Source organism: Amaricoccus sp. B4, from assembly GCF_043226085.1.
GTDB lineage: Bacteria > Pseudomonadota > Alphaproteobacteria > Rhodobacterales > Rhodobacteraceae > Amaricoccus.
The window spans coordinates 749,349-776,342 of the sequence record NZ_CP171225.1; the positions used below are offsets into that span (position 1 = coordinate 749,349).

A 26,994-nucleotide genomic window follows, 5' to 3' on the forward strand; every position below is an offset into this window, starting at 1 on the left:
TCCCGGCAAAAGCTGCGGGAAAATGCAGATTGAAGGCCCGTGGACGCGGCGCTATACCCCGCGCATGATCTGGAAACCCGGCATCGGCATTCGAATTACCGTCCCGGCGTCCTGAACGTTCAGGGCTGCCGGGTCCTGACGCGCGTTTCCGCGTGACCGCATCCCCCTTTTCCAGGAATTTCCGACGGACCTCGCCGATGTGTGCCGATACTCCCGACTACAAAGATACCCTGTTCCTGCCGACCACCGATTTTCCGATGCGCGCGGGCCTGCCGAAGCGCGAGCCCGAATGGCTCGCCCGCTGGGAGCGCCTCGGGGTCTACGACCGCCTGAGGGCCAGCGCCAATGGCCGCGAGCCCTTCGTGCTGCATGACGGCCCCCCTTACGCCAACGGCCATCTCCATATCGGGCACGCGCTCAACAAGGTTCTGAAGGATTTCATCGTCCGCTCACAGCAGATGATGGGCAAGGACAGCCGCTACGTGCCCGGCTGGGATTGCCACGGGCTGCCAATCGAGTGGAAGATCGAGGAGCAGTATCGGGCCAAGGGCAAGAACAAGGACGAGGTGCCGGTCAATGAGCTGCGCGCCGAATGCCGCAAGTTCGCAGAAGGCTGGGTGGACATCCAGCGCGAGGAATTCAAGCGGTTGGGCGTCACCGGCAAGTGGGACGATCCCTATCTCACGATGGACTATCATGCCGAGGCGGTGATTGCCGACGAGTTCATGAAGTTCGTCATGAACGGCTCGCTCTATCTCGGCTCGAAGCCGGTGATGTGGAGCCCGGTGGAAAAAACCGCGCTCGCCGAGGCCGAGGTCGAATACAAGGATCACCAGAGCCACACGATCTGGGTAAAGTTCCCGGTGGTCGAGGCAGTCGAACCGACGGGATCGCTCTCCGATCTTCTCGGTGTCAATGTGGTGATCTGGACGACGACCCCCTGGACGATCCCGTCGAACCGGGCGGTCGCCTTCAATCCCGGCATCTCCTACGGGCTCTACGAGGTCACCGGCACGCCCGACGAAAGCTGGGCGAAGGTTGGCGACCGTTATCTGCTGGCCGATGCGCTCGCTGATGGTGTCTTTGCCCAGGCCCGCCTGGAGCCGGGCATGTACCGGCGACTGCGGGATGTGACGGGCGCCCAGCTTGACCTTCTGGTCTGCGCCCATCCGTTCCGCGGCGCCGAAGGGGCGAACGGAGAGTGGGATTACGACGTCCCGCTGCTGCCAGGCGAGCATGTGACCGACGATGCAGGCACGGGCTTCGTGCATACCGCGCCCTCCCATGGTGCGGATGACTACATCCTCGGCGTGAAGCACGGGCTGCCGATGACGCACAATGTGCTGGAGGACAGCGCCTTTCGGCCCGATATGCCATTTTTCGGTGGCGCTCTGGTCTTCGACCACAAGGGCAAGGAGAAAGACGCCAACAAACGCGTCATCGACAAGCTGGTCGAACTGGGCGCCCTCATCGCCCGCGGCCGCCTCAAGCACTCCTACCCGCATTCCTGGCGCTCCAAGGCACCGGTGATCTACCGCAACACACCGCAGTGGTTCGCCGCCATCGACAAGGTGCTCGACGACGGGATGGACGACTATGGCAAGACTATCCGCGAGCGGGCGCTGGCTTCCATCGACCAGCTCGTCAAGTGGACGCCGCAGACCGGCCGGAACCGCATCCATTCGATGATCGAGGCCAGGCCCGACTGGGTGCTCTCGCGCCAGCGTGCCTGGGGCGTTCCGCTCACCTGTTTCGTGAAGCCGCTCGGCGAAGGCAAGGTCGAGATCCTGCGTGATGCGGCGGTGAATGCCCGCATCAAGGAGGCCTTTGAAGTCGAAGGAGCAGACGCCTGGTTCGAAGAAGGCGCCAAGGCCCGCTTCCTCGGCAACGATTACGACCATGACGAATGGGAGAAGGTGACCGACATCCTCGACGTCTGGTTCGACTCGGGCTCCACCCATGCCTTCGTTCTACGCGACCGACCAGACGGGATCCGGCCGGCAGACCTCTACCTCGAAGGCACGGACCAGCATCGCGGCTGGTTCCATTCTTCGCTGCTGCAGGCCTGCGGCACCATGGGCCGCGCGCCCTACAAGGGCGTGCTCACGCATGGCTTCACGCTCGACGAGAAGGGCATGAAGATGTCCAAGTCGCTCGGCAACACCATCCTGCCCGAGGAGGTGGTGAAGCAGTATGGCGCGGACATCCTGCGGCTCTGGGTGGCACAGTCGGATTACACCGCCGACCAACGGATCGGGCCGGAGATCCTGAAGGGCACGGCCGACAGCTACCGCCGCCTGCGCAACACGATGCGGTTCATGCTCGGCGCACTCGCTGGGTTCCCGGAAGAAGAGCGCGTCGCAGCTTCGGACATGCCGGAAATGGAGCGTTGGGTGCTGCACCGGCTCTGCGAGCTCGACGGCATCGTGCGTGACGGTTACGCGAAATACGACTTCCAGCGCGTCTTCCAGCAGCTCTTCCAGTTCTGTACCGTGGATCTCTCCTCGGTCTATTTCGATATCCGCAAGGATGCCCTCTATTGCGACGCGGCAACGAGCCTGCGGCGGCGGGCGGCGCGCACGGTAATGGATCTGCTCTTCCACCGGCTGACCGCGTGGTTTGCGCCAATCCTCTGCTTCACCATGGAGGACGTCTGGCTGGAGCGCTTCCCCGGCGAGGACAGCTCGGTCCACCTGACCGACTTCCCCGAGACCCCGGTGGACTGGCGCGACGACGCCAACGCGGCCCGCTGGGAAACCATCCGGGCTGCGCGCCGCGTGGTAACCGGGGCGCTGGAGGTCGAACGTCGTGAAAAGCGTATCGGAGCCAGCCTCGAGGCCGCACCCGTGGTTCATGTGACGGATCCGGCAGCGCTTGAGCTTCTGCGCAGCGTGCCGTTCCACGATCTCTGCATCACCTCCACCGTGACGCTCACGGATGCACCGGCTCCCGAGGGTGCTTTCACCCTCGACGATGTGGCAGGCATCGCAGTCGTTCCAGCCCTAGCGGATGGTGCAAAATGCGCGCGCTGCTGGAAGATCCTGCCCGATGTCGGCAGTCACACACACCCGCAGACCTGCGCACGCTGCAACGACGCGCTCGGCTAAAGGAAAACACGCGATGCCGGTCTTTCACATCGGGTGACCCAAGGCCGGCACCACCTTCCTGCAGAAAAACTCATGTCCCGGGCACGAGAGATTCTTCTGGTGCACGGCTCGCAGGGCGCGGCAGAAGAGTCGCCTTGCATGGATCTCCTCCGCTACATGCGAATAAGCCCGCAGGTTGCCCTGTTGCTGCGTCGACGGATGCGCGCCCGGCTGCTGCAGCTCGAACGCGAGGCAGCGGCATCGGAGCGAACGCTCGTCGTCAGCGCCAAGAACATCTCCCTGCACACCGTGCTCTTCTGGCAGAGGCGCGATCCGCCCCCCCGGACCCACGGCTTGCTGCGTCCACAGAGGGGCTGGGCGCAGGAGCAGCCCATCCAGATCGTCATCGGCCTGCGGAGCCAAGCGCGCTGGCCTGCCTCGCGCTATGCGGAATCCGGCAAGGACAATCCGCGGTTCAATAAGCCGATTTCGACCCGCGGCTGAAGACGATCGCCAGCAATGGCGAACTTGCTGGCGGCCATGCGTGGCTCGATCATGCAGCCGTCACGCTAAGAGCCCACCCGGAAAAGAGTTGAGCGTCTTCAGTTGGTTGTGGTTCCGTTCGGTTTGCACGCTGAATGGAGCCGACAATGCCCTGGACTGAAGCCGCTCGACGGGAGTATCGGCGGGAATGCCCGCGTTATGCAAGCGACCTGTTGGATCGGGAATGGGCGTTGATCGAACCTTTCCTGCCACCGCCGAGCCGCCTCGGTCGCCCGCGCACGACGGATCTGCGCGAAGTGATGAATGCGTTGCTCTACATCGCTTCCACGGGGTGTCAGTGGCGTATGCTGCCGAAGGAGTTTCCTCCGGTCTCGACGGTGCAGGGCTATTTCTACGACTGGCGTGACAGCGGCCTGCTGCAGACGATCCGTTTCGCGCTGACGATGGAGACCCGGGACCTGGAGGGGCGGGAAGCCAGTCCGAGCGCGGGCGTGATCGACTCCCAAACCGTGAAAACCACTGAAAGCGGGGGGATTTCCGGTTTCGATGCCGGCAAGAAGGTCAAGGGGCGCAAGCGCCATATTGTCGTGGACACCTTGGGCCTGCTCTTCGGAGTAGTCGTTCATTCCGCCGATATCCAGGATCGGGACGGGGCGCCGGCGGTGCTCAGGACGATCCGCCATGCCTGTCCCTGGCTCCGTCACATCTTCGCCGACGGGGGCTATGCCGGACCGAAGCTGCGCGGCGCGCTCAGACACATGGGCGAGTGGACGGTCGAGATCATCAAGCGCTCTGACACCGCAGACGGCTTCGAGGTCTTGCCACGCCGCTGGGTCGTTGAACGGACCTTCGCCTGGCTCGGTCGATGCCGCCGTCTCGCCAAAGATTGGGAGAAATCCGTCGCCTCCGCCGAGGCCTGGATCAACATCGCCCATATCCGTCTCACAACCAGGCGCCTCGCAAGGTATTGCTATGTTTGACTGAGTTTTGAATCAGGCTCTAAGCTTTGCCACCCGGCTCGGCTTGGAAAACCCGAACATTTTCCATCTCGAGCTGCTCGGCGAGAATCCGTTCCGGATCCTTGAGCAGATCGGCCGGTTCATCGGCGACGCGGCGACCGGCAACTCCTTCCGGCACCTGGGTCGACAGTGCAAGGACAATCCACGCCAAGTACTGTCGAAGGAGAAAACACCTGGCGCCTGCACACTGTGCTCAATGCGGATCCGTTGCTTTCGCCCAAGCTCGCGGCCGCTGTTGACGCCCGCTCCGAGGTCTCGAACCGGACGCTGCGGAAGAGCCTCGCCAAGGCCCTACCCTCCGAGAATCAGACAGCGAAATCGCGTGGAGAGGGCAACACGGCCGCGAGAGAAACGGCGAGCTTTTCATAAACCATTGCAGATACACGATGCAGCGGCATGATGCCGACCGGGGCTTTCTCCCGGCCCTGCCCTCGCTGCAGCGGAACAACACGCATGTTCGTGATCCAGATCGGTCTTCCCGGCGTCAGTGCGCATTTCCTGCAGCGGCATATCCTTGCAAAAGCCCGCGACCTGATTGTGCTGCGCCGCGGGCAAGGAGCGCCTGAACCTGTCCTGGCCACCTTGCGCGCCTATGTCCGCTGCAATGAGCTCAAGGCACAACTTCTGCGGTTCCGTTTGCACAGTCAGCTCGCGCCCCTCATCCAGCGCGCTCGCGCCGAAGAACGAACTGTTGTACTAGCCGACGAGTTCCTCGCCTTCGGCGCAACGAACTTCTGGCACAACCGTGGCCCCAGCCCGGAAAAGGTGGCGCGCCGCATCGCCGGGCTTTCGTCCTACACCGTCACCGGTCTCACACCGATTCGCGTATCCCTGCTGCTGCGGCGCCAGGACCAATGGCTCGCCGAGCGATATGCGACGGCTTCGAGCGATCTTCCGATGCCAAGCCAGAGCGATTTCGACGCACGGATTGATGCGATCATCGCAGCGACAGATCCAGAGGGGCCTTTCGCATGGCTCGATCACCGCCGGATCTATCGCGACTTTGCTCGTGAGCTCGGCGTCGACAATATCCTCGTTACCCGCGAAGAGCGCCTTGCCCGCCGGCCGCGACGCACGATCGCCGCACTTGCCAATTTTGTCGAAAGCGGGGATCTGCCGCGAACCATGCGTCAGGCGATCCGACTCGAACGCACTGCAGCGCAGACTGGAATGTCTGCTCCGCGCATGACGTGGCAGCTGAACACGACACCACCGACGCGGATCGATCTGGGAAAGGCGCGTCGTAGGCAGATCCTCTCGCATTTCGCGGATTCGGAAAAAGGCCTGCACCGTCTCATTGACGCGACCTTCTGAACCAACCAATCGAAGGCATGGCAACTCTGCGGCGCTTGTTTTAGTTTCCATCGCATCAGGAGCATTTGTCCTACCAAGGACAATTGCAGGGAACGGCTACGGATCGAAGGCCGGGATGGCCGGAGAGGGAAGAATGACCGCGAGCAAGTCGCACTACATCATCGGCATTGCATCGTCGGCCGGAGGGCTCGAAGCCCTGACACAGCTGGTGCAGAACCTTCCTGCCGATTCGGGCGCAAGCTATGTCATCGCTCAGCACATGTCGCCAACGAACAAGAGTCTGATGTCGACTCTGATCGCGCGGGAATCGGACATGGAGGTGGTCGAGATCGGGCAACCCATTGTGCCCGAACCGAACAAGATCTACTTCACACCGCCGAATGCCGACATCGTAATTCAAGATGAGAAACTGACTCTGGTCCCGCCCATTGGCGGCGCGCGCACCCCAAAACCCTCGGGTGACCGCCTCTTCACCAGTCTTGCCCGAGAATGCGGCGAGAACTGCATGGGGGTCGTCCTTTCAGGCACCGGCAGCGATGGCAGCTACGGTGTACAGGCGATACGCGAAGCTGGTGGCATCACCATCGCACAGGATCTCGCCACGGCGAAATACGACGGCATGCCTGCGTCCGCGGCAGAGACAGGCTGTGTCGATCTTGTCATGTCGCCGCACCAGATCGGTCAGCACCTCCTGCGCATTCTCTCGAACCCGAGAAACCTGGATCCGCTCCGCACCGTTTCGAACAGCCGCAACAAGATGTCGGACCTGCTTCACATTCTGCTTGCGCGCACCCGCGTCGATTTTCGCGATTACAAGGAGAGTACCGTACATCGCCGTATCCAGCGGCGGATGATCGCGCTCGGCATCGCCGATTACGAGGACTACGTCGCCCACTGCCGCTCGTCGGTTAACGAAGTCGATGCGCTCTTCAAGGACCTGCTCATTTCGGTGACACGGTTCTTCCGGGATGGCCCCCAGTTTGAATGCTTGTGCAAGGCAATCGCCGAGCAGGTCGCACATTGCGCCGACGGACAGCTCCGCATCTGGATTGCGGGGTGCGCCACAGGTGAGGAGGCCTATTCCGTTGCGATTCTCGTTTCCGAAGCGCTTGGCGGCATAGAGCATCTCACGAAGGACCGGTTGCTCATATTTGCTACCGATATCGACCTCAGTGCCCTTGATCTCGCGCGTGCCGGATCCTATCCGCAGTCGGCGGCGAACGATATTCCCTCGAATCTGCTCGACCGCTACTTCGAGATTTCGGATGGCAAACTGCACGTCCGGCAGGTGCTTAAATCGGTGATCCGTTTCACTGCGCACAACGTTTTCCAGGATCCACCCTTCGTAAACATCGACTTGGTGAGCCTTCGGAACCTGCTGATCTACTTCAACCCGCGGCTTCAGGAGCGGGTACTGAACCGCATACATTATGCGCTCAATCCCAATGGCCTGCTCTTTCTCGGAACATCCGAGAGCATCGGAGCGCTCAATGTCGATTTCGAGGCTGTTTCGGAACCCAACAAGCTCTTCCGCAAGCGCAGAATCGCGCGCAACAGCTCGAAATCGAACGCAGCCAATATCACGCCTGACACGGCCCCCTGGCAATCGACGCTAGCGGACAGGCCAATGTTGGAAGGTACTGGACTGCAGCGCGAGATGTTCGACGCACTTGCCCGGGCCATCTCTCCGAATGCGCTGCTGGTCACAGCGAACCACGACATCATCCGTGTCTACGGCAAGCTCAACGATTTCGTCGAGATTTCGGAAAACACCCGGCTCGATCTGAAACTGTCGTTGCTGAAGCCGCCACTGCGCGGTGAGGCCCCGAGCCTCTGCGCGGTTGCCCTCCGGCGTGGAAGCCGCCGCAAGGGCATACTGCACGAACTTCCGGGTTCAGACTACACGCATGTCAGGATGGAGGCCTTTCCGATTTCGATGGCAAACGACTCGGAAAAATATGCATTGCTCACCTTCACAACCTCAAGCAACGAGATTCCGGAGATCGACTACGAGAAACTCTCGAATGGCACCCGGGACAGCATGATGCGACAGCTTCAGGTCGAGGTGCTGACGACACGGGAGGCGTTGCAGCAATCGATCGAGGAGTTGCAGACCTCGAACGAGGAGCTGCAGTCAGTTAACGAGGAACTCCAGTCGACCAACGAAGAGCTTCAGGCCAGCAACGAGGAGCTCGAGACGGCCAACGAGGAGCTTCAATCCACCAATGAAGAGCTCGTCACGGTAAACGAGGAGCTTCAGGTCAACTCGGCCGAACTGAAGGAGGTCACCGGCGAACTGACCTCGGTCCTTCAGTCGGCCCCCTCGGCCATTCTCGTTGTCGACAACGCGCTCCAGATCGTACGTGCAAGCCGGAGCGCAGAGCTTACCTTCGACCTGCCTCACACGACCAACAAGCGCGTGCATCTCAGCCAGTGCGCCCTGCCCGCGGGGTTCCCTGCACTCACGCATATCGCCAACGAGACGTTCCGGCTGCGCGAGGTGCAGGAGCATCAGTTCGAGCAAGGATCAAAGATCGTCAGTTTGAAGTCCGCTCCATTCTTCGACGAGAATGAAACGCTGCGCGGCGTGACGTTGATCTTCTCGGAATATGACGCCTACGAGGAACACATCCTGCGCGAGGAACTGATAACGCGTGCACGCCTGGTCGAGGCCGCAGATGAAGTTGCCCATTTCAAGGTCGACCTCCGTGACAACAGCGTCACTTGGTCGGAGAAGATGTTCGACATATTCGGCATCGCACCAGATGGTCAGGCATTAAGCCCGGAAGAGACCGAGGCGCGTTTCGACACCGCAACGCGGGACCTCGCCCAAAGCGCAATTAGCAAGTCACTTCGGACAGGCAAGCCGTACTACCTGAAGCGGGTACTCCTCCGAGCGGACAGCCGGAAAATCGATGTCGAGATTCTCGGAGCGCCCGTTCATGATGGCAAGGGCGTTGTCGTGGCGAACGTGGGCGCTGTGCGGAAGCTGGGCGACCATGTGGAACCGACGCTCCACTCCGATTCTGGCGCTGATGACACCTGAGCAGGAAGCCCACTCGTTTGCCTGCAGGACAGGCAGACCCGAGCGCTTCACTGCGCTGAGGAACTGAATTAACCATTTGGAAACCAAAGCCCCATAAGCCTCAGCAAAGGCAAAAATTTTCGTCAAATGGTGGCTATCCTCAATGAACCAGGTTGTGTCGTCCCCGGAGGCATCTGACGTCTTCTCCATGACTCTGTCGCGGGTCAACGGCGGAGCTTTCTGCGTGCGCTCTGTGGAGATTACCGGCACCGTCATGCGCCACCGGATCACCTTTCCGCGTGCCGATACTATCCACGGGGTCTTTCGGGAGGAGCTTTCAGACAGCATTAATCGGCTTCTGGAACACCTGCCGATGTCGGCTCACGTCTTTTCTGACCCCGAGCTGGTGATCGAGTTGCCGAGCCTTACCCTCGCCCGACTTCGCGCCCTGATCCATGTCGCCGAGGACGGAGCCTGTCAGGTCATCCTGCGCTTTCGCTATTTCATTGGCGCACTGCAGAATGCGTTCCGGTCCGACACGCACTTCACCATACCCACTCTCGAACATCGCGAGCAGATCGCCATCCACACACTTGCTGATATCGCCACACCGATCTTCAGCCTTGCCCTCAACGGCTCCGATGTTCAGCATGATCCGAGGAGCCGGGAACTTGTCGCCCGTAAGCTGGAGGATCTTTCCCGGCAGGCCAGCGAGCTCAATTTCTACCTCTCGCTGCTCACACGCTACGTGACGGATTGTTCTCCGAAGCGCATGGAAAGCCGTGTCGCCGCTGCACCGATTGCGCGCATCGCCTGACTTCCGTGGCTATTACCCCAGCGCATTCTATGCGTCGCGCTGCAGCAGCTCCCTGATTGTTAACAGCAGTTCGTCGATCGGCACGGGCTTTTCGAAGAGGACGTCTGCTCCCACATCCCGCGCCGAGCGCAGCGCGCTTGCGCCTCCCTTGATTGCGAAGCCTCCCGATATCGCGATGATCGGCAACTTCTCGGAGCTGATGTGATCGATCTGGCGTAATTTTGAGATCAGAAGCAGTCCGCCATTCGGTACATGCTGACCATCTTCCTTGACGAAAATGTCGCTGAGCAGAAGATCTACGGGATGGGTCTCGAGATGCGTGAAACATGCCGTGGCATTGGGAAGGAGCACCACCTCGTGCCCGTCTCTCCGAATGATCTCAGCAAGCAATTCGCCTTCCTCTGCGTCATCTTCCATAAGAAGCAAACGCGCCATTCGACCCTCCCCCCACAGATCGACTACCCAGCAACGTCGCAGCGCGTTGGCAGAGCCGAACCATCCGTTTTGTAACGCGTGTTCGTGGTTTGCACGCTTTGTTGTTTGCCCTCCTGTGCCAGACATCCCCTGATCCGGCAAGCTTATCAGGTCGATGATCTCTGGAAGTGCGGCCACTATGAGGGCGCATGATGAATATTGCGGAACCCAATGCGAAACACTAGAGATGGCCTCGGACCGTGGAGGTCAGGCTGTCGCTCGCCCGAGTGGCGGAATTGGTAGACGCAGCGGATTCAAAATCCGCCATCGCAAGGTGTGCCGGTTCGAGTCCGGCCTCGGGCACCAGCAGCACCGGGATTCCCGGTGAACACTGCAAGGTATTCAACAGGCAAGAATCCTGTGGCGATAAAACCGTTTGCCGCCAGCGAGAAGCCACGCGAGCGTGGGTCCGACGCGCAGTTCGTCTACGGTCGGCTGCGCAACGAGATCCTCGACCTCTCGCTCGCCCCGGGAGGACCGATTGATGAGGTCCGGCTCGCGAAACAGGTCAGAGCATCGCGGGCTCCGTTCCGCGAAGCACTAGCACTCTTGCAGCTGAAGAGCTCGTCAGTACATTCCCCAACCGCTCGACGATCGTTTCTCAAATTGACTTCCTCAATCTCCAGCACTTCTTCGACGCTCTGGCATCGATCTATCGTGTCGTGATCCGAGGAGCCGCAGCGTTTCATAAAGCCCCGGATCTGGCGAAGATACAGGCTCCACAGGAGGACTTCGCCTAGGCCGTACTTACGCAGAATGCCCTGTCCATGATTGCCGCCGATCGGAAGTTCTAGATCGCAGTGGCGGAAGCAGGGCGAAATCCATACTATACAGCATTGTTCTCGCGATTTCTCGATTGGGCGCCGAAGACTGCTGAGGATTTAATACTCTCCTTTCAACGACCTACTTCCCGTGCAATACGTGATCGAGCAGGTGCACATGATCACGGCGAAAAGTGCTCGCTACATCGAGGCGTGCGCTCGGCTGGCAACGGTCCATGCAGAGCAGATTGTCGCCAAGTTCCACAATCTCATCAGCGCCAATCGCCTGTTATATCGAACTCTAAGAGCCACGCGCGCTTTGATAAAGGACTGCCTGCGGCCTCCATGTCGTCAGTTAACGACATCGAGGCCGAATTTGCGCATCCGCTCGAGCGAGTCCATTTCCGCACTTGTCAGTTCGATGCCGTCCCTCAGTGCCCGACCGCGTGCCGTGAAGCGGCGCTGAGACGGCAGGCGCGCACCCTGCCCGGCGATTGCCTCGAGAAGCATCTCAGCACGGGCGAAGGGATCACCAGGACGCCCAGCGGCAAAACGCTTCGGGCTGAAGGCAACGATCAGCTCGCCGTGATGCGGAAGGAGCGCCGTTGTGCCAAGATAATCGAGCGCCTCAGGGCTTGTCAGGTCCCCAATCATCGCGCCAGCAAGCAGCTCGACCATGGTCGAAATGGCTGAACCCTTGTGGTTGCCGAAGGGCAGCATTGCACCAGCCAGCGCCTTCTCAGGATCGGTGGTCGCTTGTCCCTCCGCGTCGATTGCCCAGCCTTCCGGCAGCTCGGTGCCGGTGCGTCGGTGCAGCTCGATCTCGCCCCGCGCGGCTACGGAAGTTGCGAAATCGAACACGTAAGGCGGCCGCTCCGGGCGCGGCCAGCCAAAGGCGATCGGGTTGGTCCCGAGCAGGGGCGCGGTTCCACCTGACGGCGCCACCGTTGCATAGCTTGGGCACATGACAAGCGCGGCCAGACCCTCGTCGGTCAGCCGTTCCACCTCGGGCCAGAGCGCGGAAAAATGCGTGCAGTTATTGATTGCCATGGCAGCTATGCCGAGCTTGTGCGCCCGTTCGGCAAGAACCGGAGCGCCAAGAGCAAAGGCCGCAGTGGAAAAGCCGTCGTGCGCGTCCACCTGGATCACCCCCGCGCCATAGTCATGCAGCTCGGGATCGGTATCCGGCCGCACCTTTCCGGCCTTGACCGTCCGCAAGCACCCTTCGATGCGATAGATCCCGTGGGATTTGCAGGCATCTCTCTCGCCCGCGACGATCACGGCGGCAACTGTATGTGCCTGGCTGTGACAGAGGCCGGCTCGCGCGAAAATGTCGACTACGATTTCCGACAGCTGTTCGACGGTCAGTCTGTGGACGTCCGGCATCTTCGCTCCCTCCTTCAAGCGGCGCAAAGCGCCACATATTTGGATACATGGACCATACAAACATGCAGAGGCTAGCAAGCATTGAACATCAGCTCTGATCGTGTCGCCTGTCTGTCGTCGAAGCGCCTGTCGCGCGAAGCGCCTGTCGCGCGAAGCGGCACCTTGGGAGAAATTGCTTTCGTGAGGCGCGAGCTACAGTGTGTTCGCCTTGCGCTGGTGGCATAGGCTGAATTCCGCTCACGACCACCGTCGGCGACCAGCCGCTTGCGATGGCGCAAGATTTAAATCCTAACGCATTGATTTTAAATATATTATTATGGAACTTTAGCTCTTTAACCGGATAGAATCTTGTCGACGCGGATCAAAAAGCCAAGCGATCCGGGACCGTGGCAAACACGCCACTGTTATTCACGTATTGCGACACAAGCAGAGAATCTGGTTAATGGATTCATGATCTCGGAACACGGATCATCGGGCCCAGACGACTTACCCCACCCCTCAATCTCGTCGTCTTGGCTTCTGTTAATGACGGGCGTTCGATGTATTACTTCCGAACGCCCGTCAGCCCTTTCTGGGGATATGCCGATTTTGCCGCGTCTGAATTGTTGCTGTTTTGGCTTTGGCCGCGGCCACGGCTAATCGCACTCCGTGTCGAATCTAATGTCCGGAGCCTGCGACCGCTCCAGAACCATTCTCGCATTTGGAAGATCGTTACCCTCTGCTCGCAAACGAGCCAGCTCCGGCTCCAATCCATGATCGAGCCACCGCTGGACAAGCCGCCGCCGAAGTTCTTCGTCATTCGCCTCGACCATGACAGACATATCGAAAACAGAACTCAATGCACGCCAAGGATCGACGTCGAGCAGAAGATAGTTCCCTTCCACAAGCACGATACGGTGTTCTGGTGCAATGATCCGCGCGGAGGCACGCGAGAGATCCAGCCCCCGGTCAAAGACCGGCACAGCAACGGGCTTACCCCCCCGCACGATCCGCGCCAGATCCGCGAGCAATCCATCCACATTGAAGGTTTCCGGTGCGCCCTTGCGGGCCATGAGGCCGCGCTCTTCCAGAACGGCATTGTCGTAGTGGTAGCCATCCATCGGAACGAGGGCGGCTCGGCCGGGGGATGTGGCTTCGAGCGTGCGCAGGAGCGCCTCTGAGAGGGTCGACTTGCCGGAGCCTGGCGGTCCGGCAATGGCGACGAAGAAGCGCTGCTGCGCATCGCCGGCCCGCGCGAGGATCTGCTCCGCGAGTGCGGCCGCTTTGCTCACGCCGCCATCGCCTCAGCCGGCGGCTCCTTTGCGCCGGTCATGAAGGCCACCGCGTCCGACATTGTGAAGTCACTGGGCTTGATGACACACAGCCGTTTTCCGAGACGGTGGATATGGATCCGGTCCGCGACCTCGAAAACGTGAGGCATGTTGTGGCTGATGAGCACAATCGGTAGTCCGCGGGAGCGCACATCGAGAATGAGATCGAGTACCTTGCGGCTCTCGCGCACGCCCAGCGCGGCGGTCGGCTCATCGAGGATCACCACCTTCGAGCCGAAGGCCGCGGCCCGCGCCACCGCCACCCCCTGGCGCTGACCACCCGAAAGCGTCTCCACCGCCTGGTTGATGTTCTGGATAGTAAGCAGACCAAGCTCCGAGAGCTTCTCGCGGGCGAAACGCTCCATCTCTTTGCGGTCGAGCTTGCGGAACCACCGGCCCATCACGCCGGACTGCCGGATCTCCCGCCCCATGAACATATTGTCAGCGATTGAAAGCGCCGGTGACAGCGCAAGGTTCTGGTAAACAGTCTCGATCCCTGCAGCCCGTGCATGCATCGGCGAAGTGAATTGTACCGGCTTGCCCTCGAGCCGGATTTCGCCTTCATCTGGAATGACAGCCCCGGAGATCGCTTTGATCATGCTGGACTTGCCAGCCCCGTTGTCGCCGATCACGGCAAGGATCTCGCCCTTGTGCAGATCGAAATCAGCGTAATCCAAGGCGGTGACGCGGCCATAGCGCTTCACCAGCTTGCGTGCGGTCAGAATGGGTTCAGCCATGGTTCAGCTCGCAATCTTTCTGATCCACTGGTCAACGGCGACCGCGGAAATGATGAGAACACCGATGAGGAGATAGGTCCACTGCGGGTCCGTTCCAACAAGGCGCAGACCAAGGCCGAAGACGCCGACGATGAGCGCCCCGAACAGCATTCCCAGGATCGAACCGCGGCCGCCGAAGAGTGAAATGCCCCCGATTACCACAGCGGTGATGCTCTCGATGTTGGTGAACTGGCCAGCTGTCGGCGAAACCGAGCCAAGGCGGCCGATCAACATCCAGCCCGCCAGTGCACACACAAGGCCAGAGATCACATAGACCGAGATGAGCATCTTCTTGACCTCGACGCCCGCGAGCTCCGCCGCGTCGGGATCATCGCCGATCGCATAGACATGCCGACCCCAAGCGGTCTGCGTCAACACATAGTTGAAGCTCAGGACAAGGATCACCATGGCGATGACGCCAAACGTAAATACCGCGCCTCCGACACGCACGCTCTGTCCGAAGAACTGGAGGATCGGCGCGTTGGCGGCAATGTCCTGGCTGCGGATTGTCTCGTTGGCCGAGTAAAGGAAGTTGGATGCAAGCACGATTTGCCACATTCCAAGCGTCACGATGAAGGGTGGCAGCCGCACGATCGCGACAAGAATACCGTTGATGAGGCCACACAGCCCACCTACGGCAAAGCCACACAAGATCGAAATCTCGGCGGGTAGTCCGTAGCGGAAGGTAAACTGACCCATCACCACCGAGGAGAGCACCATGATTGCGCCGACCGAAAGGTCAATCCCGGCCGTCAGGATCACCAGCGTCTGCGCCGCACCTACGATACCGACGATGGCAACCTGCTGAAGGATGAGTGTCAGCGAAAAGGGAGAGAAGAACCGGCTGCCGAGCATCAGCCCAAAGACAAGGATCGAAGCTAGCAGAACGATAAGCGGCACCAACGCCGGATGCGAATGCAGCGTATGCTGCAAGCTTTCGAGCGGTGTGTGCTTGCGACGCTCGAACGAGGCAACGTCCTTGGACGCGCCGTCAAGCGCCCGTTCGAACTCCTGAGACGGTTGGGTCTTGGCCGAGGCCGACATCTTGTGGTTCCCCCTATTGCATGTCGCTTGTGGCTTTGCGTTGCGGTACCGGGCCAAGGCCGCATTCTGCGGCGCCCGGCCCTGCCGTCAGTCGGTCTTAAGCGACCGCGCTCAACCCCAGCAGAGGGCCAGGCCTTCCTCGGAGGTGATGGAGTCGATGCCCTCCATCGGCTGATCGGTCACGAGCGCAACGCCTGTATCGAAGAAATCCTTGCCTTCGGTCGGCTTCGGCAGCTCGCCGGTATCGGCATAGGCCTTGATCGCCTCAATACCGAGAGACGCCATCCGCAGCGGATATTGCTGCGAGGTAGCGCCGATGACTCCCTCCTGCACATTCTTCACGCCGGGACACCCGCCATCGACGGATACGATCGTCACGTCGCCCTCACGGCCCACCGCACGCAGGCCCTCGTAAGCACCGGCCGCTGCAGGTTCGTTGATCGTGTAGACGACGTTGATGAGGGGATCCTTCTGCATGAGGTTCTCGATCGCGGTCCGGCCGCCCTCCTCATTGCCGTTGGTCACATCATGGCCAACGATTCGCGGATCATCCTCATCTCCGATCACATCGGGATTGCCGAGTTCGATGCCAAATCCCTTCATGAAACCTTGGTCACGAAGCACATCCACCGAGGGTTGCGAGGGCGTAAGGTCAAGAAAGGCGATCTTTGCATCCGCTGCAGCTTCGCCAAGTTTGGCCGCTGCCCATTTACCGATGAGCTCTCCTGCAAGGAAATTGTCGGTCGCGAACGTCGCATCCGCGGCATCGACCGGCGAGAGCGGAGTGTCGAGCGCAATGACGAGAATTCCGGCGTCCCGCGCCTTCTGAACGGCAGGAACGATCCCAGCGGTGTCGGAGGCAGTGATAAGGATCCCCTTCGCGCCATCGGCAATGCAGGTCTCGATTGCGCTTACCTGGCTCTCCGAGTCGCCATCGATGCGGCCAGCGTAGGACTTCAGCGTCATGCCGAGCTCCTCGGCCTTCGCGGCCGCGCCTTCCTTCATCTTTACGAAGAAGGGATTGGTGTCGGTCTTGGTGATGAGACAGGCGGTCATGTCCTCCGCAGAAGCCTGCCCTGCGCCCAGCGCAATAAACCCGGCCCCCGCAAGCGCTGCGGCCTTCATCGATTTCAGCATTTATTCCTCCCAGTTTCAGCCGGCACGTCGAGCGTCCGGTTGTGCAGATTGGACCGCAAACCGAGCGCCCTGTCAATAAATAACTCCATGTGATTTATTATTTGCCGGATGACAGGTCGCTTCGGTATCCTTAGCTAGACTGAGGACGGAGAAAGGGGTGAGATGTCGGGACAATCCGGAATAAGCGGTCCGCTTGAAATCCCTGGCCGCGCCCAGCGCGGGACCAACCAGGCGGGTATGCGAGCGTATAACGAACGCCTCGTGCTCACCTTGGTACGTCGCCACAAGGCGCTGGCGAAATCCGAGATTGCCCGCATGACCGGCCTCTCGGCGCAGACCGTGTCGGTCATCATGCGCCAACTTGAGGCAGATGAATTGCTCATCCGTGGAGAGCCGCAGCGTGGGCGGGTGGGCCAGCCCTCCGTACCGCTCTCAATCAATCCGGATGGTGCCTACTTCATCGGCGCGAAGGTCGGTCGCCGAAGCCTTGAAATGGTACTGGTTGATTTTGCCGGCGGCGTCCGACGCGCCACTCGACAGGCCTATGCCTACCCGACCCCCGAAGCGACAATCCGGTCGATACACGCCGAGATCGAGGCCTGCATGACCACGGCGGGCATCGCGCCGGAACGCATTGCAGGGCTCGGCATCGCCATTCCATTCCAGCTATGGGCCTGGGTTCGGGAAATCGACGCTGACGCTGGAGAAATGGATGCCTGGCGGCATATCGACCTTCGCGCCGAACTTGCCGCAGAGCTCCCTTACCCGGTCTATCTCCAGAATGACGCGACGGCCGCGTGCGGGGCCGAACTCGCCTTTGGCGGGAATTCAGACCTATCCGACTTCATCCATCTCTATGTCGGCGCCTTCATCGGCGGCGGCGTCGTGCTCAATCGCGGACTCTATCCGGGACGAACGGGCAACGCCGGCGCAATCGGCGCAACCCCCATTCCGGATGGTACAGGTGGCTCCGTCCCGCTCTTCGATCGCGCCTCCCTCGTCATTCTGGAACGCCAGCTCATTGCCGCTGGCATCGACACAAGCGGTATCTACAGCATCGATTCTGACTGGGCGCCCTTCGGGGTACTTCTCGACGACTGGCTTGCCAAAGCTGGGCATGCGATTGCGCATACCGTAGCATCCTCAGCCGCGGTGATCGATTTCGAGGCCGCAGTGATAGACGGATCGTTTCCACCGGATGTGCAGGCCCGTCTGCTCGGGAAAGTCCGGAGCGAACTCTCCAAACTCAACCTCACCGGCCTCGTGCCCCCGGCAATCCGCGCCGGCACAATCGGCCCCATCGCGCGCGCCCTTGGCGGTGCAAGCCTCCCACTCTTCAATCGCTATCTCCTCGACCAACACGACATCGCAGGCAACTGACTGCTCGGAGCGCGTAATTGCACGGTTCCCTATGCGCAGATCACTCAGTTCAAAATTTCACACAAACATTCAGTTCTTGATATGCATAAAGGGAAGCCTATATTCGGCATCAGACAAGGAGGGCCAATCCATGAAACCTCAAGTGCATGCTTTTTTCGACGAGGCCACCAACACCGTTTCCTTCGTGGTGAAGGATCCTGAGGGCCGAAAGTGCGCCATCGTCGACAGCGTCCTCGATTTCGACTACGCATCAGGCCGCACCGACACACGCTCGGCCGACGCAATCATCGCGTATGTGCAGGAGAACGGTCTCGAACCCGAATGGCTGCTCGAGACCCATGTCCACGCCGACCATCTCTCTGCCGCGCCCTACATTCAGGAAAAGGTCGGCGGCAAGCTCGCCATCGGAGAGAAGATCACCGCGGTGCAGGACACTTTCGGCAAGATCTTCAACGAAGGCACTCGATTCCAGCGCGACGGCAGCCAGTTCGACAGGCTGTTCAAGGACGGCGACACCTTCGAGATCGGCAACCTGCACGGCCGGGTCTTGCACACCCCTGGCCATACGCCCGCATGTCTCACCTACGTCATCGAAGATGCGGCCTTTGTCGGAGACACGCTCTTCATGCCTGATTTCGGCACTGCGCGGGCAGACTTCCCCGGAGGCTCGGCTGAAACGCTCTACAACTCGATCCAGAAGATTCTCGCCCTTCCCGATGAGACACATATCTTTGTCGGACACGACTACAAGGCGCCGGGCCGTGATGTTTATGCGTGGGAAACCACCGTGGCCGAACAGAAGGCACTCAATGTCCATGTTGGCGGCAGCGCCACGGCTGAGGACTTTGTGCGGATGCGGACTGAACGCGATTCCAAACTTGACATGCCTAAGCTCATCATCCCCTCGATCCAGGTCAACATGCGCGGCGGACAAATGCCCGAGCCGGACGATCAAGGCAAACGCTACCTCAAGATCCCAGTGAATGAGCTTTGAGCATGTGGCAGGCGGACTGGACGTTTGGCCTCATCGGCGGGCTGATGATCGGCTGTGCAGCCGCGATTTTTCTCGTGATGAATGGTCGCATCATGGGAGCAAGCGGCATCCTTGGCGGCCTTGTTGATGGCACTGGCCGCTCGAATCTCACGGAACGCCTCGCCTTTGTTCTGGCTCTGGCGGGCGCGCCCGCACTTGCCGCCAGCGTTTTCGGTGCGCCTGCAACAAACGCAACCCATTCGGTCGCTTTGCTCATCGCGGGCGGTCTGCTCGTCGGCATCGGCACGCGCATCGGAAATGGCTGCACTTCCGGCCACGGCGTCTGCGGAATTTCACGGCTTTCAATGCGGGGCATCGTCGCAACGCTTTTCTATCTCTTTTCGGGCGGCGTCACGATGCTGCTCGCCCGCCATGTTCTGGGATTGATCTGATGCGCAACCTCTTCTCCGCACTCTCAGGCGCTCTCTTCGGCCTCGGGCTCATGATCTCAGGCATGACCGATACTACTCGCGTGCAGGGCTGGCTCGACCTCTTCGGCGCATGGGATCCGACGCTGGCTTTCGTCCTGACCGGCGCCATCGTGCCAATGGTTTTCGCGTGGCTCTGGATACGCCACCGCGGCAAGAGCCTCCTCGGCTCGCCAGTTCCCATGCCAGCCCGAAGCGAGGTGGACCGCCCACTTGCGATCGGCGCCATTATCTTCGGCATGGGCTGGGCGCTTGTCGGCCTCTGCCCCGGTCCGGCAATGGCCTCGATCAGCTATGGCGGCCTTCCCGGCGTCATCTTCCTTGCAGCGATGATGGCAGGGATGCTACTTGCCCGCCCGCTTCAGGCTGCAGTGCCCGCATTTCATCACGCCTGACCCATACACTTCGTCACAGTCCGGCATTGCCGTCATGCCGCCGTGCGCGACAATAGATCTGACACAAAAATACCACAGCATCGCAAGATGGGCAGTCCGAGTTGATCCGTGTCAAGGTCCGCGCTGCGCGCTTGTCCGATGGAAGCCTGACTTCAAGAGTGAGGCTGTATCATGAAAACCTTTCCGATCGCCGCCGCCGGCTTGACCGCCGCTCTGGCACTTACCGCTTTTCCCGCTCTGGCTCAGCAGAAGGGCGACTGGACCCTCGGTCTTGGTCTCGGCTACGTTGTGCCCAAGGACGACAATGGCACTGTCCTCAACGGCGCAGCGACACTCGACATCGGCAACAGCCTGCGCCCGACCGTTACTGCTGAGTATTTCGTCTGGGACAACGTCGGCATCGAAATTCTTGCCGCTTGGCCGTTTGAGCACTCGATCAACAGCGATCAGCTTGGCGGCAAGATCGGCACGACGCAGCAGCTCCCGCCGACGGTCTCTGTGCAGTATCACTTCCAGAACACGAGTCCGGTCACACCATTCCTTGGTGTCGGTCTGAACTATACGACCTTCTTCAACGAAGAAACCCAAGGCGCACTTGAAGGCACCAGTCTCAGTCTCACAGATTCTTGGGGTGTCGCGTTTCATGCCGGCCTCGACTACGATCTCAATGAACGCGGTTCGCTGCGGGCCGACGTGCGCTGGATCGACATCAACAGCGACGTGAAGGTGAATGGCGAAAAGATCGGCAAGGCCGAGATCGATCCGTGGGTCTTTGGTGCAGCCTACGTCCTGAAGTTCTAAATCTCTTGTGGCTGGCGCATAAATTACGCCAGCCACCCGACTATCAGCTCGATCACAACCGCGCTGGCCATGGCAATCGCCCTGTCCTACTGGTCGCATGCCATCCTACGCCTGTGCTACGATCCGGAACCGGGTTGTCACTTGCCCGGGGAAATCGGGTGGGTGGAGAGGCCGAATGTCGCAGGACAGCAACAGCGCGCAGCCGCAGCATCCTGCCATCCTGAAGCATCTCGCCGAACTGGAAGCGGGTGAAATCGGCCGCCGGGAATTCTTGATTCGCTCCACCGCCCTTGGGCTCGCGGGTTCTGCGGCTCTCCAGCTCGCGGGGCTCGCACCTGCACCGGCTCAGGCCCAGACCGACTCCATTCGCTCCGGCGGAGTCTTGCGCATCTCGATGGCCGTGATGCCGATCACCGATCCCCGGCTCTTTGACTGGTCCGAGAAGGGTAATATTGCGCGGGCGTTCATCGAATCCCTGATCCGCTTCACCTCTGACTTTACATTCGAGCCACACCTCCTCGAAGGCTGGGAGGTAAACGCCGACGCGACTGAGTACACGCTGTTCCTCCGGCCTGGCGTGCGCTGGACCAATGGGGACGCGTTCACCTCCGATGACGTGATCTACAACTTCAGCCGCTGGTGCGACGCCTCCGTGCCCGGCAACTCGATGGCCGCCCGGGTCGCGGGAGTCGCCGCAAGAATATCTGCCGGGAGCGGCGGCACTGAACGTTACGGCCTTCGGCCCGGTGCGGTGGAGCGCGTGGACGATCTGACAGTACGCCTCTCCCTCTCCATCCCGGACGTCACCCTTGTGCCGAGCCTCTCCGACTATCCGGCCCTGATCGTCCATCGCGATTTCGACGCATCGGGTGGCGATCTCGCGCTCGCGCCGGTTGGCACCGGGCCCTGGCAACTCGAGGAGTTCGCTGTTGGCGAGCGCTGCCTTCTCACGCGCCGCACGGACCCGGGCGGCTGGTGGGGCGAAAAAGTACAGGGCCCCGTTTTCCTCGACGCGATCGAATATGTCGATCTCGGCACGGACCCGTCCGCCGAAATCGAAGCGTTCGAGACTGGACGAATCAACTGCAACTTCGAAACCACGGCCGCCTATGTCGATCGCTTCGATGCTATCGGTCTGGCGCGTACCGAGGTGGTCTCTGGAGCGACAATATGCGTGCGGATGAACGTCGACCACCCTCCCTTCGACGACCCTCGTCTTCGGCGAGCGATCCAGTTCGCTGTCAGCAACCAGACGCTGCTCGATCTCGGCCATGAAGGGCGAGGACAGATCGCCGAGAACCACCATGCGGGACCCATGCACCCGGAATACGCACCCTTGCCGCCGTTCGAACCCGATCTCGAGCGCGCGCGAGAACTGCTCGCCGAAACGGGGTTCGCTGAGAAGGAAATCACTCTCGTTTCCATTGATGATGACTGGCGCCGCAATACCTGCGATGCGGTTGCCGCACAGCTTCGCGACGCAGGCTTCAACGCCACGCGTCGCGTCCTCTCCGGTGCAGATTTCTGGTCAGAATGGATGAGTTATCCGTTTTCCGGCACAAACTGGAATATGCGTCCGCTGGCGATCCAGACCTACGCGCTCGCCTACAGGACCGGCGCGCCTTGGAATGAAACAGCCTTCTCCGATAGTCGCTTTGACAAGTTGCTCGACCAGGCGCTCGCACTCAGTCAGGCAAGCGACCGTCGGCGGCTGATGGCGGAGATGGAGCAGATCCTTCAGTCTTCCGGCATCATGATCCAGCCCTACTGGCGGTCGCTCTACCGTCACATGCAGCCCGAGGTGCATGGTCTTGCAATGCACCCGACCTACGAAAACCACCTGGAACGAGTATGGCTCGACATCTGACCAGATGACCCACCGGCAAGTTGATGCCGGCATTCAGACTAAGGAAAGAATTGCCGCGTCAATTGATCGCATTTGTGGCAGAAGGCCGCGAATGCGGGCACGCGAAGCGACCCGGCCATTAGGCTCCCGTGTGCGATTGTGCCGGACTTTCGGCAACCGGAGGATGAATAGGTGAATGACAAGCTGACCACCCCCACGGCGGGGCTGCGCGGCATGAAAAGTTTGTTCGTGGCGATTGGAGTCTTCAGCGCCTTCGTGAATGTGCTGATGCTGACCGGCTCGCTCTACATGCTTCAGATTTACGATCGGGTATTGCCCAGCAAGTCGGTTGAGACGCTGCTGGGCCTAACGATTCTCGTGGCCGGGCTGTACGCGCTAATGGGTCTTCTCGACTTCATTCGCGGACGTGTCGCCGCTCGGATCGGGGCAACGCTGCAGAGCCGTCTCGATGCTCGCGTCTTCAAGGCAATACTGCGCCGCTCCGTACTGTCGACCGAACGTTCCCGGCCCGCGTCTGGCCTCAAGGATCTCGAATCCATCCAGCGCCTCCTCGCCTCACCCGTGCTCTTTGCTGTCTTCGACATGCCTTGGGCGCCGCTCTTCATATTCGCGATCTATTCCTTCCATCCCTGGCTTGGGCACCTTGCCATCGTGGGCGGCCTCATCCTCGTCGTGATCACCCTCTTCAACCAGCTCACCACCCGGCGCCACGAACTCGACGCCTCTGCTGCCACAGCCCAAGGTGAGGCATTTGCTGAGACGATCCGGCAGCAAGGCGAGATGGTCCGTGCACTCGGAATGTCGGGATCGGTGATGGAGCGCTGGCAGATCCTGCGCGAACGCGCGCTCCGGGCCCAGATCGCCTCAAGCGATCGGGTCAGCCAGTTCTCGACCATGAGCAAGACCTTTCGGTTCTTTCTCCAATCGGCAGTTCTGGGGCTCGCGGCCTATCTCGTACTCCATGGCCAGCTCTCTCCTGGTGCCATGATAGCGGGCTCGATCCTGCTTGGCCGCGCCCTGGCTCCCGTGGAACAGGCAATCGGTGGCTGGCCAATGGTCATCCGCGCCCGCCAAGGTTGGAAGCGTCTGGAACTGCTTCTGGGCTCGACACCTGAGGAGCTCGAAGTCACCGCCCTGCCGCGCCCGAATGCGCGCCTCGAAGTCAATCAGATCACGGTCTTTCCGCCTGAGCAGCAGAAGGCAAGCCTTCGGATGCTTTCCTTCAATCTTGCCCCGGGCCAGGCGCTCGGCGTGATCGGTGCTTCAGCTTCTGGAAAATCCACACTTGCCCGTGTGTTGTCCGGCATCTGGCGCCCTGCTTCAGGAAGTGTCCGCCTCGATGGGGCGGCGCTCGATCAATATGAGCCAGACGTACTTGGCAGCTACATCGGCTATCTACCTCAGGATGTAGTCCTTTTCGACGGCACCGTCGCCGAGAACATTGCCCGGATGCAAATGCAGCCGAATGCCGAACAGGTCGTCGCGGCAGCCAGGAAAGCCGGCGCCCATGACATGATCCTCGGACTGCCACAGGGCTACGACACGCCAGTTTCGACCGGTGGCGGTCGGCTGTCCGGCGGCCAGAAGCAGCGCATCGGCCTTGCCCGCGCCTTCTATGGCGATCCGGTCTTCCTAGTGCTCGACGAGCCCAACTCCAATCTCGACGCAGGCGGCCAAGACGCGCTCAACCTCGCAATACGCCAGGCGAAGGCAGAGGGACGGATCGTCATCATCATGGCGCATCGCCCAGCCGGTATCGCCGAATGCGACCTCATCCTCATCATGGACAATGGCACCGCTAAGGCCTTCGGTCCTCGCGACGAAGTATTGAAGGCGCATGTGCGCAACTACGCCCAAGTCGCCCCCCGTGTTCAGGCGGAGTAAACTGATGAAGATCGCATCCCAATCAGATAGCTGGGGCCTCCGCCGCTTCATGCTGATCGGCTATCTGGCTGTCGCCTTCCTCGTCTTGGGCGCGGGTGTATGGGCATCCGTAACCCGCATCGCTGGCGCGGTTGTCGCTCCCGGCACCGTGGCGGTCGAGGGCAATCGGCAGGTGGTCCAGCATCCGACCGGCGGCGTAATCGCCGCAATCAACGCGCGCAACGGCGATGAAGTCGCTGCCGGTGACATTCTTGTCGAACTCGACGGCCAGAACCTCCGCACCGATCTCGGCATCGTCGAAGGACAATGGTACGAGATCCTTGCGCGCAAGAGCCGCCTTTCGGCTGAACGCGATGGGCTCAACGCGATCACCTTCGATCCCGCACTCGTCGAGAAGGCACAAAAATCGAAAGAGGCCGCCGGACTGATCGCGGCACAGAAGCAGCAATTTGAGGCGCGCCGGGCGCTACTCGCAGAGGAAACGAAGCAGCTCGAGGAACGCCAGACTCAGATCGCCAACCAGAATGATGGCCTCGTCGCGCTCAAGGATGCGACCCGCGAGCAGATCGACCTCCTCGCACGCGAGCTCAAGGGCCAAGAAGAGCTGCTGTCCCAAGGCCTCACGCAGATTACCCGAGTTCTCACCCCCCAGCGCCAGCTTGCTTCGCTCCGCGGCACGGCAGGCCAGGTCGAAGCTTCCATCGCCGAGAACCGCGGCAAGATCGCCGAAATCGAGATTGAGCGCGTTCGTCAGGAAGCGCAGATGCGGGAAGAGGCGATCCAGGAACTCCGGGACCTCGAATACCGCGAAATCGAGCTGCGCGAGCGTCGCCGTTCACTCATCGAGCAAATCAGCCAGCTCGACCTTCGCGCCCCGGTGACCGGGATCGTGTACGGCAGCACGGCCGACACCCTGCGCGGCGTTATCCGCGCCGCCGAACCGGTAATGTATATCGTGCCGAAGGACACACCGCTTATTGCCCGTACACGGATCGAGCCCATCCACATCGACCAGGTCCATCTAGGTCAGGAAGCCACGATGCGCTTTTCTGCCTTTGACAGCCGTTCGACACCGGAGGTCTCGGGGCATATAATTGCGATCTCAGCCGATGCGATCGAGGATCCTCAGCACGGAGTGCGCTACTTTCAAGCCGATATAGAACTCGATTCGACCGTATTTGAGAAGCTCGGCGACAAAGTTGTGCTGCCGGGCATGCCGGTCGAGGCGTTCATCCAGACCGGCGAGCGCTCGGCTCTCAGCTATTTCCTGAAGCCGATGACCGACTACTTCAAGCGGGCGTTCCGGGAGGGCTAATCCCCCGGCCCCGCATCACTCACTCGACGGTCTGCTCCTCCTTGGGTGCAGACCTGGTTTCACTGGTGATCTCAGAACTCGCCTGACCCGCAGCGGGTATGAAGGATGGCTCCGGCATCGCATTGCGGGCCTGCAGAATTGTGATGGCAGCATCAGATGAGAAGCTATCGGGCACCTGCGCCCAGTCGGAATTCTTGAGAGTGTGCGATGCCTCGGGCAGAAGCGACCAGACGAGCACGCTCATCAGGAAACCGGCGGCAATGAACTTCAACGCAGCTGGGGAGGGCATGGTTTGACTCTTTAGGTTACCGGGAACTCCGCGCCGACAATCGGAAAAGATACTTAACAGGGCCTTTACGACGGTCGGGACCCGCAGCCGCGCTTGCCGCTCCGCCCCGGCATCCTGTATGGGATTTGCCATGTTCGACGAGACCGAAATTCATCCGCTCTTCCACGGCGCTCCGACCTCGACCGGGTTCCGAAAGCTGCGAAAGCGCATCATCCGCCAGACCCGCGAGGCACTCGAAGCCTACGGCATGGTGAAGCGTGGCACACGCTGGCTTGTCTGCCTCTCGGGCGGCAAAGACAGCTATACGCTGCTCGCAGCCCTCGTCGAACTACAATGGCGTGGCCTTCTGCCAGTAGATCTGCTCGCCTGCAATCTCGATCAGGGGCAGCCGGGTTTTCCCGCGACCGTCCTGCCCAAATTCCTCGAGCGGATGGGCGTGCCTCACCGCATCGAATACCAAGACACCTATTCGGTGGTTCTCGACAAGGTGCCGCAGAACAAGACCTTCTGTGCGCTCTGCTCGCGCCTTCGGCGGGGCCACCTATACCGCATCGCCCGCGAGGAAGGTTGTGAGGCAATAGTGCTCGGCCACCACCGCGACGATATTATCGAGACATTCCTGCTCAATCTCTTCCACGGCGGGAAACTCGCCGCCATGCCGCCGAAGCTTCTCAATGACGAGGGCGATGTCTACGTCATGAGGCCACTTGCCCACGTTGCGGAAGCGGACTGCGACAAGTTCGCGCGATCGATGAACTATCCGATCATTCCCTGCAATCTCTGCGGCAGCCAAGATGGCCTCCAGCGGCTGCATATCAAGCAAATGGTGAACGAGTGGGAGGCCCGTAGCCCGGGCCGGCGGCAGATTATCTTCCGGGCCCTTACCCAAGCCAATCCGAGCCACCTGCTCGACCCCAATCTGTTTGATTTTAGCGCACTTTAGAGGCGT

Annotated in this window: 25 protein-coding genes and 1 tRNA gene; 17 read left to right on the plus strand and 9 right to left on the minus strand. The window is 60.7% G+C overall.

Annotated features, from left to right (window positions below; genetic code table 11):
- The first annotated feature begins 197 nt into the window (after positions 1-197).
- The 3 genes from ileS (at position 198) to ACF66B_RS03560 (ending at position 4,570) form a co-directional block, all read left to right on the plus strand.
- Positions 198-3,107 (plus strand): isoleucine--tRNA ligase, encoded by a 2,910-nt coding sequence (ileS, locus tag ACF66B_RS03550; protein ID WP_111428216.1) that lies wholly within the window; start codon positions 198-200, stop codon positions 3,105-3,107.
- A 138-nt stretch (positions 3,108-3,245) separates the two neighbouring features.
- The gene (locus ACF66B_RS03555) at positions 3,246-3,590 is read left to right on the plus strand and encodes a hypothetical protein (protein WP_111428215.1); all 345 of its coding nucleotides are present in this window, start codon (positions 3,246-3,248) and stop codon (positions 3,588-3,590) included.
- Between the two features lie 146 nt (positions 3,591-3,736).
- Positions 3,737-4,570 carry an IS5 family transposase gene (locus ACF66B_RS03560; protein WP_111432154.1) on the plus strand — a complete coding sequence of 278 codons (834 nt, stop codon included), beginning with the start codon at positions 3,737-3,739 and terminating at the stop codon, positions 4,568-4,570.
- A 19-nt stretch (positions 4,571-4,589) separates the two neighbouring features.
- On the opposite strand, the gene ACF66B_RS03565 is transcribed toward ACF66B_RS03560, so the two are convergent.
- Entirely contained in the window at positions 4,590-4,760 is a 171-nt protein-coding gene (locus tag ACF66B_RS03565; protein ID WP_162683322.1) for a hypothetical protein, read from the minus strand.
- A gap of 154 nt (positions 4,761-4,914) precedes the next feature.
- On the minus strand, positions 4,915-5,064 hold the full coding sequence (locus tag ACF66B_RS03570) for a hypothetical protein (protein ID WP_162683321.1): 150 nt from the start codon (positions 5,062-5,064) through the stop codon (positions 4,915-4,917).
- Between ACF66B_RS03570 and ACF66B_RS03575 the strand changes: the two genes are divergently transcribed.
- From ACF66B_RS03575 to ACF66B_RS03585, 3 genes are all read left to right on the plus strand, one after another.
- Positions 5,063-5,923 (plus strand): hypothetical protein, encoded by an 861-nt coding sequence (locus tag ACF66B_RS03575; protein ID WP_111430517.1) that lies wholly within the window; start codon positions 5,063-5,065, stop codon positions 5,921-5,923. The genes ACF66B_RS03570 and ACF66B_RS03575 overlap by 2 nt on opposite strands.
- A 133-nt stretch (positions 5,924-6,056) precedes the next feature.
- The gene (locus ACF66B_RS03580) at positions 6,057-8,969 is read left to right on the plus strand and encodes a chemotaxis protein CheB (RefSeq protein ID WP_162683320.1); all 2,913 of its coding nucleotides are present in this window, start codon (positions 6,057-6,059) and stop codon (positions 8,967-8,969) included.
- Between the two features lie 142 nt (positions 8,970-9,111).
- Complete coding sequence (locus ACF66B_RS03585) at positions 9,112-9,765, plus strand: hypothetical protein (protein WP_111430515.1); 654 nt, start codon at positions 9,112-9,114, stop codon at positions 9,763-9,765.
- Positions 9,766-9,792: 27 nt separating this feature from the next.
- On the opposite strand, the gene ACF66B_RS03590 is transcribed toward ACF66B_RS03585, so the two are convergent.
- The gene (locus ACF66B_RS03590; protein ID WP_162683319.1) at positions 9,793-10,200 is read right to left on the minus strand and encodes a response regulator; all 408 of its coding nucleotides are present in this window, start codon (positions 10,198-10,200) and stop codon (positions 9,793-9,795) included.
- A gap of 260 nt (positions 10,201-10,460) precedes the next feature.
- On the opposite strand from ACF66B_RS03590, the gene ACF66B_RS03595 reads away from it, so the two are divergent.
- Positions 10,461-10,545: transfer RNA gene (locus ACF66B_RS03595), tRNA-Leu, on the plus strand.
- A 54-nt stretch (positions 10,546-10,599) separates the two neighbouring features.
- Positions 10,600-10,905 (plus strand): GntR family transcriptional regulator, encoded by a 306-nt coding sequence (locus ACF66B_RS03600; protein WP_392664802.1) that lies wholly within the window; start codon positions 10,600-10,602, stop codon positions 10,903-10,905.
- 446 nt (positions 10,906-11,351) lie between these two features.
- Here ACF66B_RS03600 and ACF66B_RS03605 read toward each other — a convergent pair whose 3' ends face one another.
- The 5 genes from ACF66B_RS03605 to ACF66B_RS03625 form a co-directional block, all read right to left on the minus strand.
- Entirely contained in the window at positions 11,352-12,386 is a 1,035-nt protein-coding gene (locus ACF66B_RS03605; protein ID WP_111430513.1) for an Ldh family oxidoreductase, read from the minus strand.
- A 635-nt stretch (positions 12,387-13,021) separates the two neighbouring features.
- On the minus strand, positions 13,022-13,657 hold the full coding sequence (locus ACF66B_RS03610) for a nucleoside triphosphate hydrolase (RefSeq protein ID WP_111430512.1): 636 nt from the start codon (positions 13,655-13,657) through the stop codon (positions 13,022-13,024).
- Positions 13,654-14,433, minus strand: a complete 780-nt coding sequence (locus tag ACF66B_RS03615) for a sugar ABC transporter ATP-binding protein (RefSeq protein ID WP_111430511.1) — start codon at positions 14,431-14,433, stop codon at positions 13,654-13,656. Before ACF66B_RS03615 ends, ACF66B_RS03610 begins: the two co-directional genes overlap by 4 nt.
- Before the next feature lie 3 nt (positions 14,434-14,436).
- Positions 14,437-15,516, minus strand: a complete 1,080-nt coding sequence (locus tag ACF66B_RS03620; RefSeq protein WP_111430510.1) for an ABC transporter permease — start codon at positions 15,514-15,516, stop codon at positions 14,437-14,439.
- 111 nt (positions 15,517-15,627) lie between these two features.
- Positions 15,628-16,653, minus strand: a complete 1,026-nt coding sequence (locus ACF66B_RS03625; RefSeq protein ID WP_392664036.1) for a sugar ABC transporter substrate-binding protein — start codon at positions 16,651-16,653, stop codon at positions 15,628-15,630.
- Positions 16,654-16,815: 162 nt separating this feature from the next.
- On the opposite strand from ACF66B_RS03625, the gene ACF66B_RS03630 reads away from it, so the two are divergent.
- The 8 genes from ACF66B_RS03630 to ACF66B_RS03665 all read left to right on the plus strand — a co-directional run bounded on the left by ACF66B_RS03630 (position 16,816) and on the right by ACF66B_RS03665 (position 25,756).
- Positions 16,816-18,033, plus strand: coding sequence for an ROK family transcriptional regulator (locus ACF66B_RS03630; protein WP_111430509.1), 1,218 nt, complete (start codon positions 16,816-16,818; stop codon positions 18,031-18,033).
- Between the two features lie 130 nt (positions 18,034-18,163).
- The gene (locus ACF66B_RS03635) at positions 18,164-19,027 is read left to right on the plus strand and encodes an MBL fold metallo-hydrolase (protein ID WP_111430508.1); all 864 of its coding nucleotides are present in this window, start codon (positions 18,164-18,166) and stop codon (positions 19,025-19,027) included.
- Between the two features lie 2 nt (positions 19,028-19,029).
- Positions 19,030-19,458 (plus strand): YeeE/YedE thiosulfate transporter family protein, encoded by a 429-nt coding sequence (locus ACF66B_RS03640; protein ID WP_111430507.1) that lies wholly within the window; start codon positions 19,030-19,032, stop codon positions 19,456-19,458.
- Positions 19,458-19,889 carry a DUF6691 family protein gene (locus tag ACF66B_RS03645; RefSeq protein ID WP_111430506.1) on the plus strand — a complete coding sequence of 144 codons (432 nt, stop codon included), beginning with the start codon at positions 19,458-19,460 and terminating at the stop codon, positions 19,887-19,889. The genes ACF66B_RS03640 and ACF66B_RS03645 overlap by 1 nt, the downstream gene beginning before the upstream one ends.
- A 171-nt stretch (positions 19,890-20,060) precedes the next feature.
- Positions 20,061-20,690, plus strand: coding sequence for an OmpW family outer membrane protein (locus tag ACF66B_RS03650; RefSeq protein ID WP_111430505.1), 630 nt, complete (start codon positions 20,061-20,063; stop codon positions 20,688-20,690).
- 175 nt (positions 20,691-20,865) lie between these two features.
- Complete coding sequence (locus ACF66B_RS03655; RefSeq protein ID WP_111430504.1) at positions 20,866-22,557, plus strand: ABC transporter substrate-binding protein; 1,692 nt, start codon at positions 20,866-20,868, stop codon at positions 22,555-22,557.
- Between the two features lie 171 nt (positions 22,558-22,728).
- Positions 22,729-24,441, plus strand: coding sequence for a type I secretion system permease/ATPase (locus tag ACF66B_RS03660; RefSeq protein ID WP_392664042.1), 1,713 nt, complete (start codon positions 22,729-22,731; stop codon positions 24,439-24,441).
- 4 nt (positions 24,442-24,445) lie between these two features.
- Positions 24,446-25,756 carry an HlyD family type I secretion periplasmic adaptor subunit gene (locus tag ACF66B_RS03665; RefSeq protein WP_392664045.1) on the plus strand — a complete coding sequence of 437 codons (1,311 nt, stop codon included), beginning with the start codon at positions 24,446-24,448 and terminating at the stop codon, positions 25,754-25,756.
- A gap of 19 nt (positions 25,757-25,775) precedes the next feature.
- On the opposite strand, the gene ACF66B_RS03670 is transcribed toward ACF66B_RS03665, so the two are convergent.
- Positions 25,776-26,045, minus strand: coding sequence for a hypothetical protein (locus ACF66B_RS03670; protein ID WP_162683317.1), 270 nt, complete (start codon positions 26,043-26,045; stop codon positions 25,776-25,778).
- Positions 26,046-26,175: 130 nt separating this feature from the next.
- On the opposite strand from ACF66B_RS03670, the gene ttcA reads away from it, so the two are divergent.
- The gene (gene ttcA / locus ACF66B_RS03675) at positions 26,176-26,988 is read left to right on the plus strand and encodes a tRNA 2-thiocytidine(32) synthetase TtcA (protein ID WP_111430501.1); all 813 of its coding nucleotides are present in this window, start codon (positions 26,176-26,178) and stop codon (positions 26,986-26,988) included.
- Positions 26,989-26,994: the final 6 nt, after the last annotated feature.

What these genes read in the sequence shown, in the direction of transcription:
- ileS (WP_111428216.1), top strand. Translation starts at nt 198, where the DNA reads ATGTGTGCCGATACTCCCGACTACAAAGATACCCTGTTCCTGCCGACC.
- ACF66B_RS03555 (WP_111428215.1), top strand. Translation starts at nt 3,246, where the DNA reads ATGGATCTCCTCCGCTACATGCGAATAAGCCCGCAGGTTGCCCTGTTG.
- ACF66B_RS03560 (WP_111432154.1), top strand. Translation starts at nt 3,737, where the DNA reads ATGCCCTGGACTGAAGCCGCTCGACGGGAGTATCGGCGGGAATGCCCG.
- ACF66B_RS03575 (WP_111430517.1), top strand. Translation starts at nt 5,063, where the DNA reads ATGTTCGTGATCCAGATCGGTCTTCCCGGCGTCAGTGCGCATTTCCTG.
- ACF66B_RS03570 (WP_162683321.1), bottom strand. Translation starts at nt 5,064, where the DNA reads ATGCGTGTTGTTCCGCTGCAGCGAGGGCAGGGCCGGGAGAAAGCCCCG.
- ACF66B_RS03580 (WP_162683320.1), top strand. Translation starts at nt 6,057, where the DNA reads ATGACCGCGAGCAAGTCGCACTACATCATCGGCATTGCATCGTCGGCC.
- ACF66B_RS03585 (WP_111430515.1), top strand. Translation starts at nt 9,112, where the DNA reads ATGAACCAGGTTGTGTCGTCCCCGGAGGCATCTGACGTCTTCTCCATG.
- ACF66B_RS03590 (WP_162683319.1), bottom strand. Translation starts at nt 10,200, where the DNA reads ATGGCGCGTTTGCTTCTTATGGAAGATGACGCAGAGGAAGGCGAATTG.
- ACF66B_RS03605 (WP_111430513.1), bottom strand. Translation starts at nt 12,386, where the DNA reads ATGCCGGACGTCCACAGACTGACCGTCGAACAGCTGTCGGAAATCGTA.
- ACF66B_RS03615 (WP_111430511.1), bottom strand. Translation starts at nt 14,433, where the DNA reads ATGGCTGAACCCATTCTGACCGCACGCAAGCTGGTGAAGCGCTATGGC.
- ACF66B_RS03620 (WP_111430510.1), bottom strand. Translation starts at nt 15,516, where the DNA reads ATGTCGGCCTCGGCCAAGACCCAACCGTCTCAGGAGTTCGAACGGGCG.
- ACF66B_RS03625 (WP_392664036.1), bottom strand. Translation starts at nt 16,653, where the DNA reads ATGCTGAAATCGATGAAGGCCGCAGCGCTTGCGGGGGCCGGGTTTATT.
- ACF66B_RS03630 (WP_111430509.1), top strand. Translation starts at nt 16,816, where the DNA reads ATGTCGGGACAATCCGGAATAAGCGGTCCGCTTGAAATCCCTGGCCGC.
- ACF66B_RS03635 (WP_111430508.1), top strand. Translation starts at nt 18,164, where the DNA reads ATGAAACCTCAAGTGCATGCTTTTTTCGACGAGGCCACCAACACCGTT.
- ACF66B_RS03640 (WP_111430507.1), top strand. Translation starts at nt 19,030, where the DNA reads ATGTGGCAGGCGGACTGGACGTTTGGCCTCATCGGCGGGCTGATGATC.
- ACF66B_RS03645 (WP_111430506.1), top strand. Translation starts at nt 19,458, where the DNA reads ATGCGCAACCTCTTCTCCGCACTCTCAGGCGCTCTCTTCGGCCTCGGG.
- ACF66B_RS03650 (WP_111430505.1), top strand. Translation starts at nt 20,061, where the DNA reads ATGAAAACCTTTCCGATCGCCGCCGCCGGCTTGACCGCCGCTCTGGCA.
- ACF66B_RS03655 (WP_111430504.1), top strand. Translation starts at nt 20,866, where the DNA reads ATGTCGCAGGACAGCAACAGCGCGCAGCCGCAGCATCCTGCCATCCTG.
- ACF66B_RS03665 (WP_392664045.1), top strand. Translation starts at nt 24,446, where the DNA reads ATGAAGATCGCATCCCAATCAGATAGCTGGGGCCTCCGCCGCTTCATG.
- ACF66B_RS03670 (WP_162683317.1), bottom strand. Translation starts at nt 26,045, where the DNA reads ATGCCCTCCCCAGCTGCGTTGAAGTTCATTGCCGCCGGTTTCCTGATG.
- ttcA (WP_111430501.1), top strand. Translation starts at nt 26,176, where the DNA reads ATGTTCGACGAGACCGAAATTCATCCGCTCTTCCACGGCGCTCCGACC.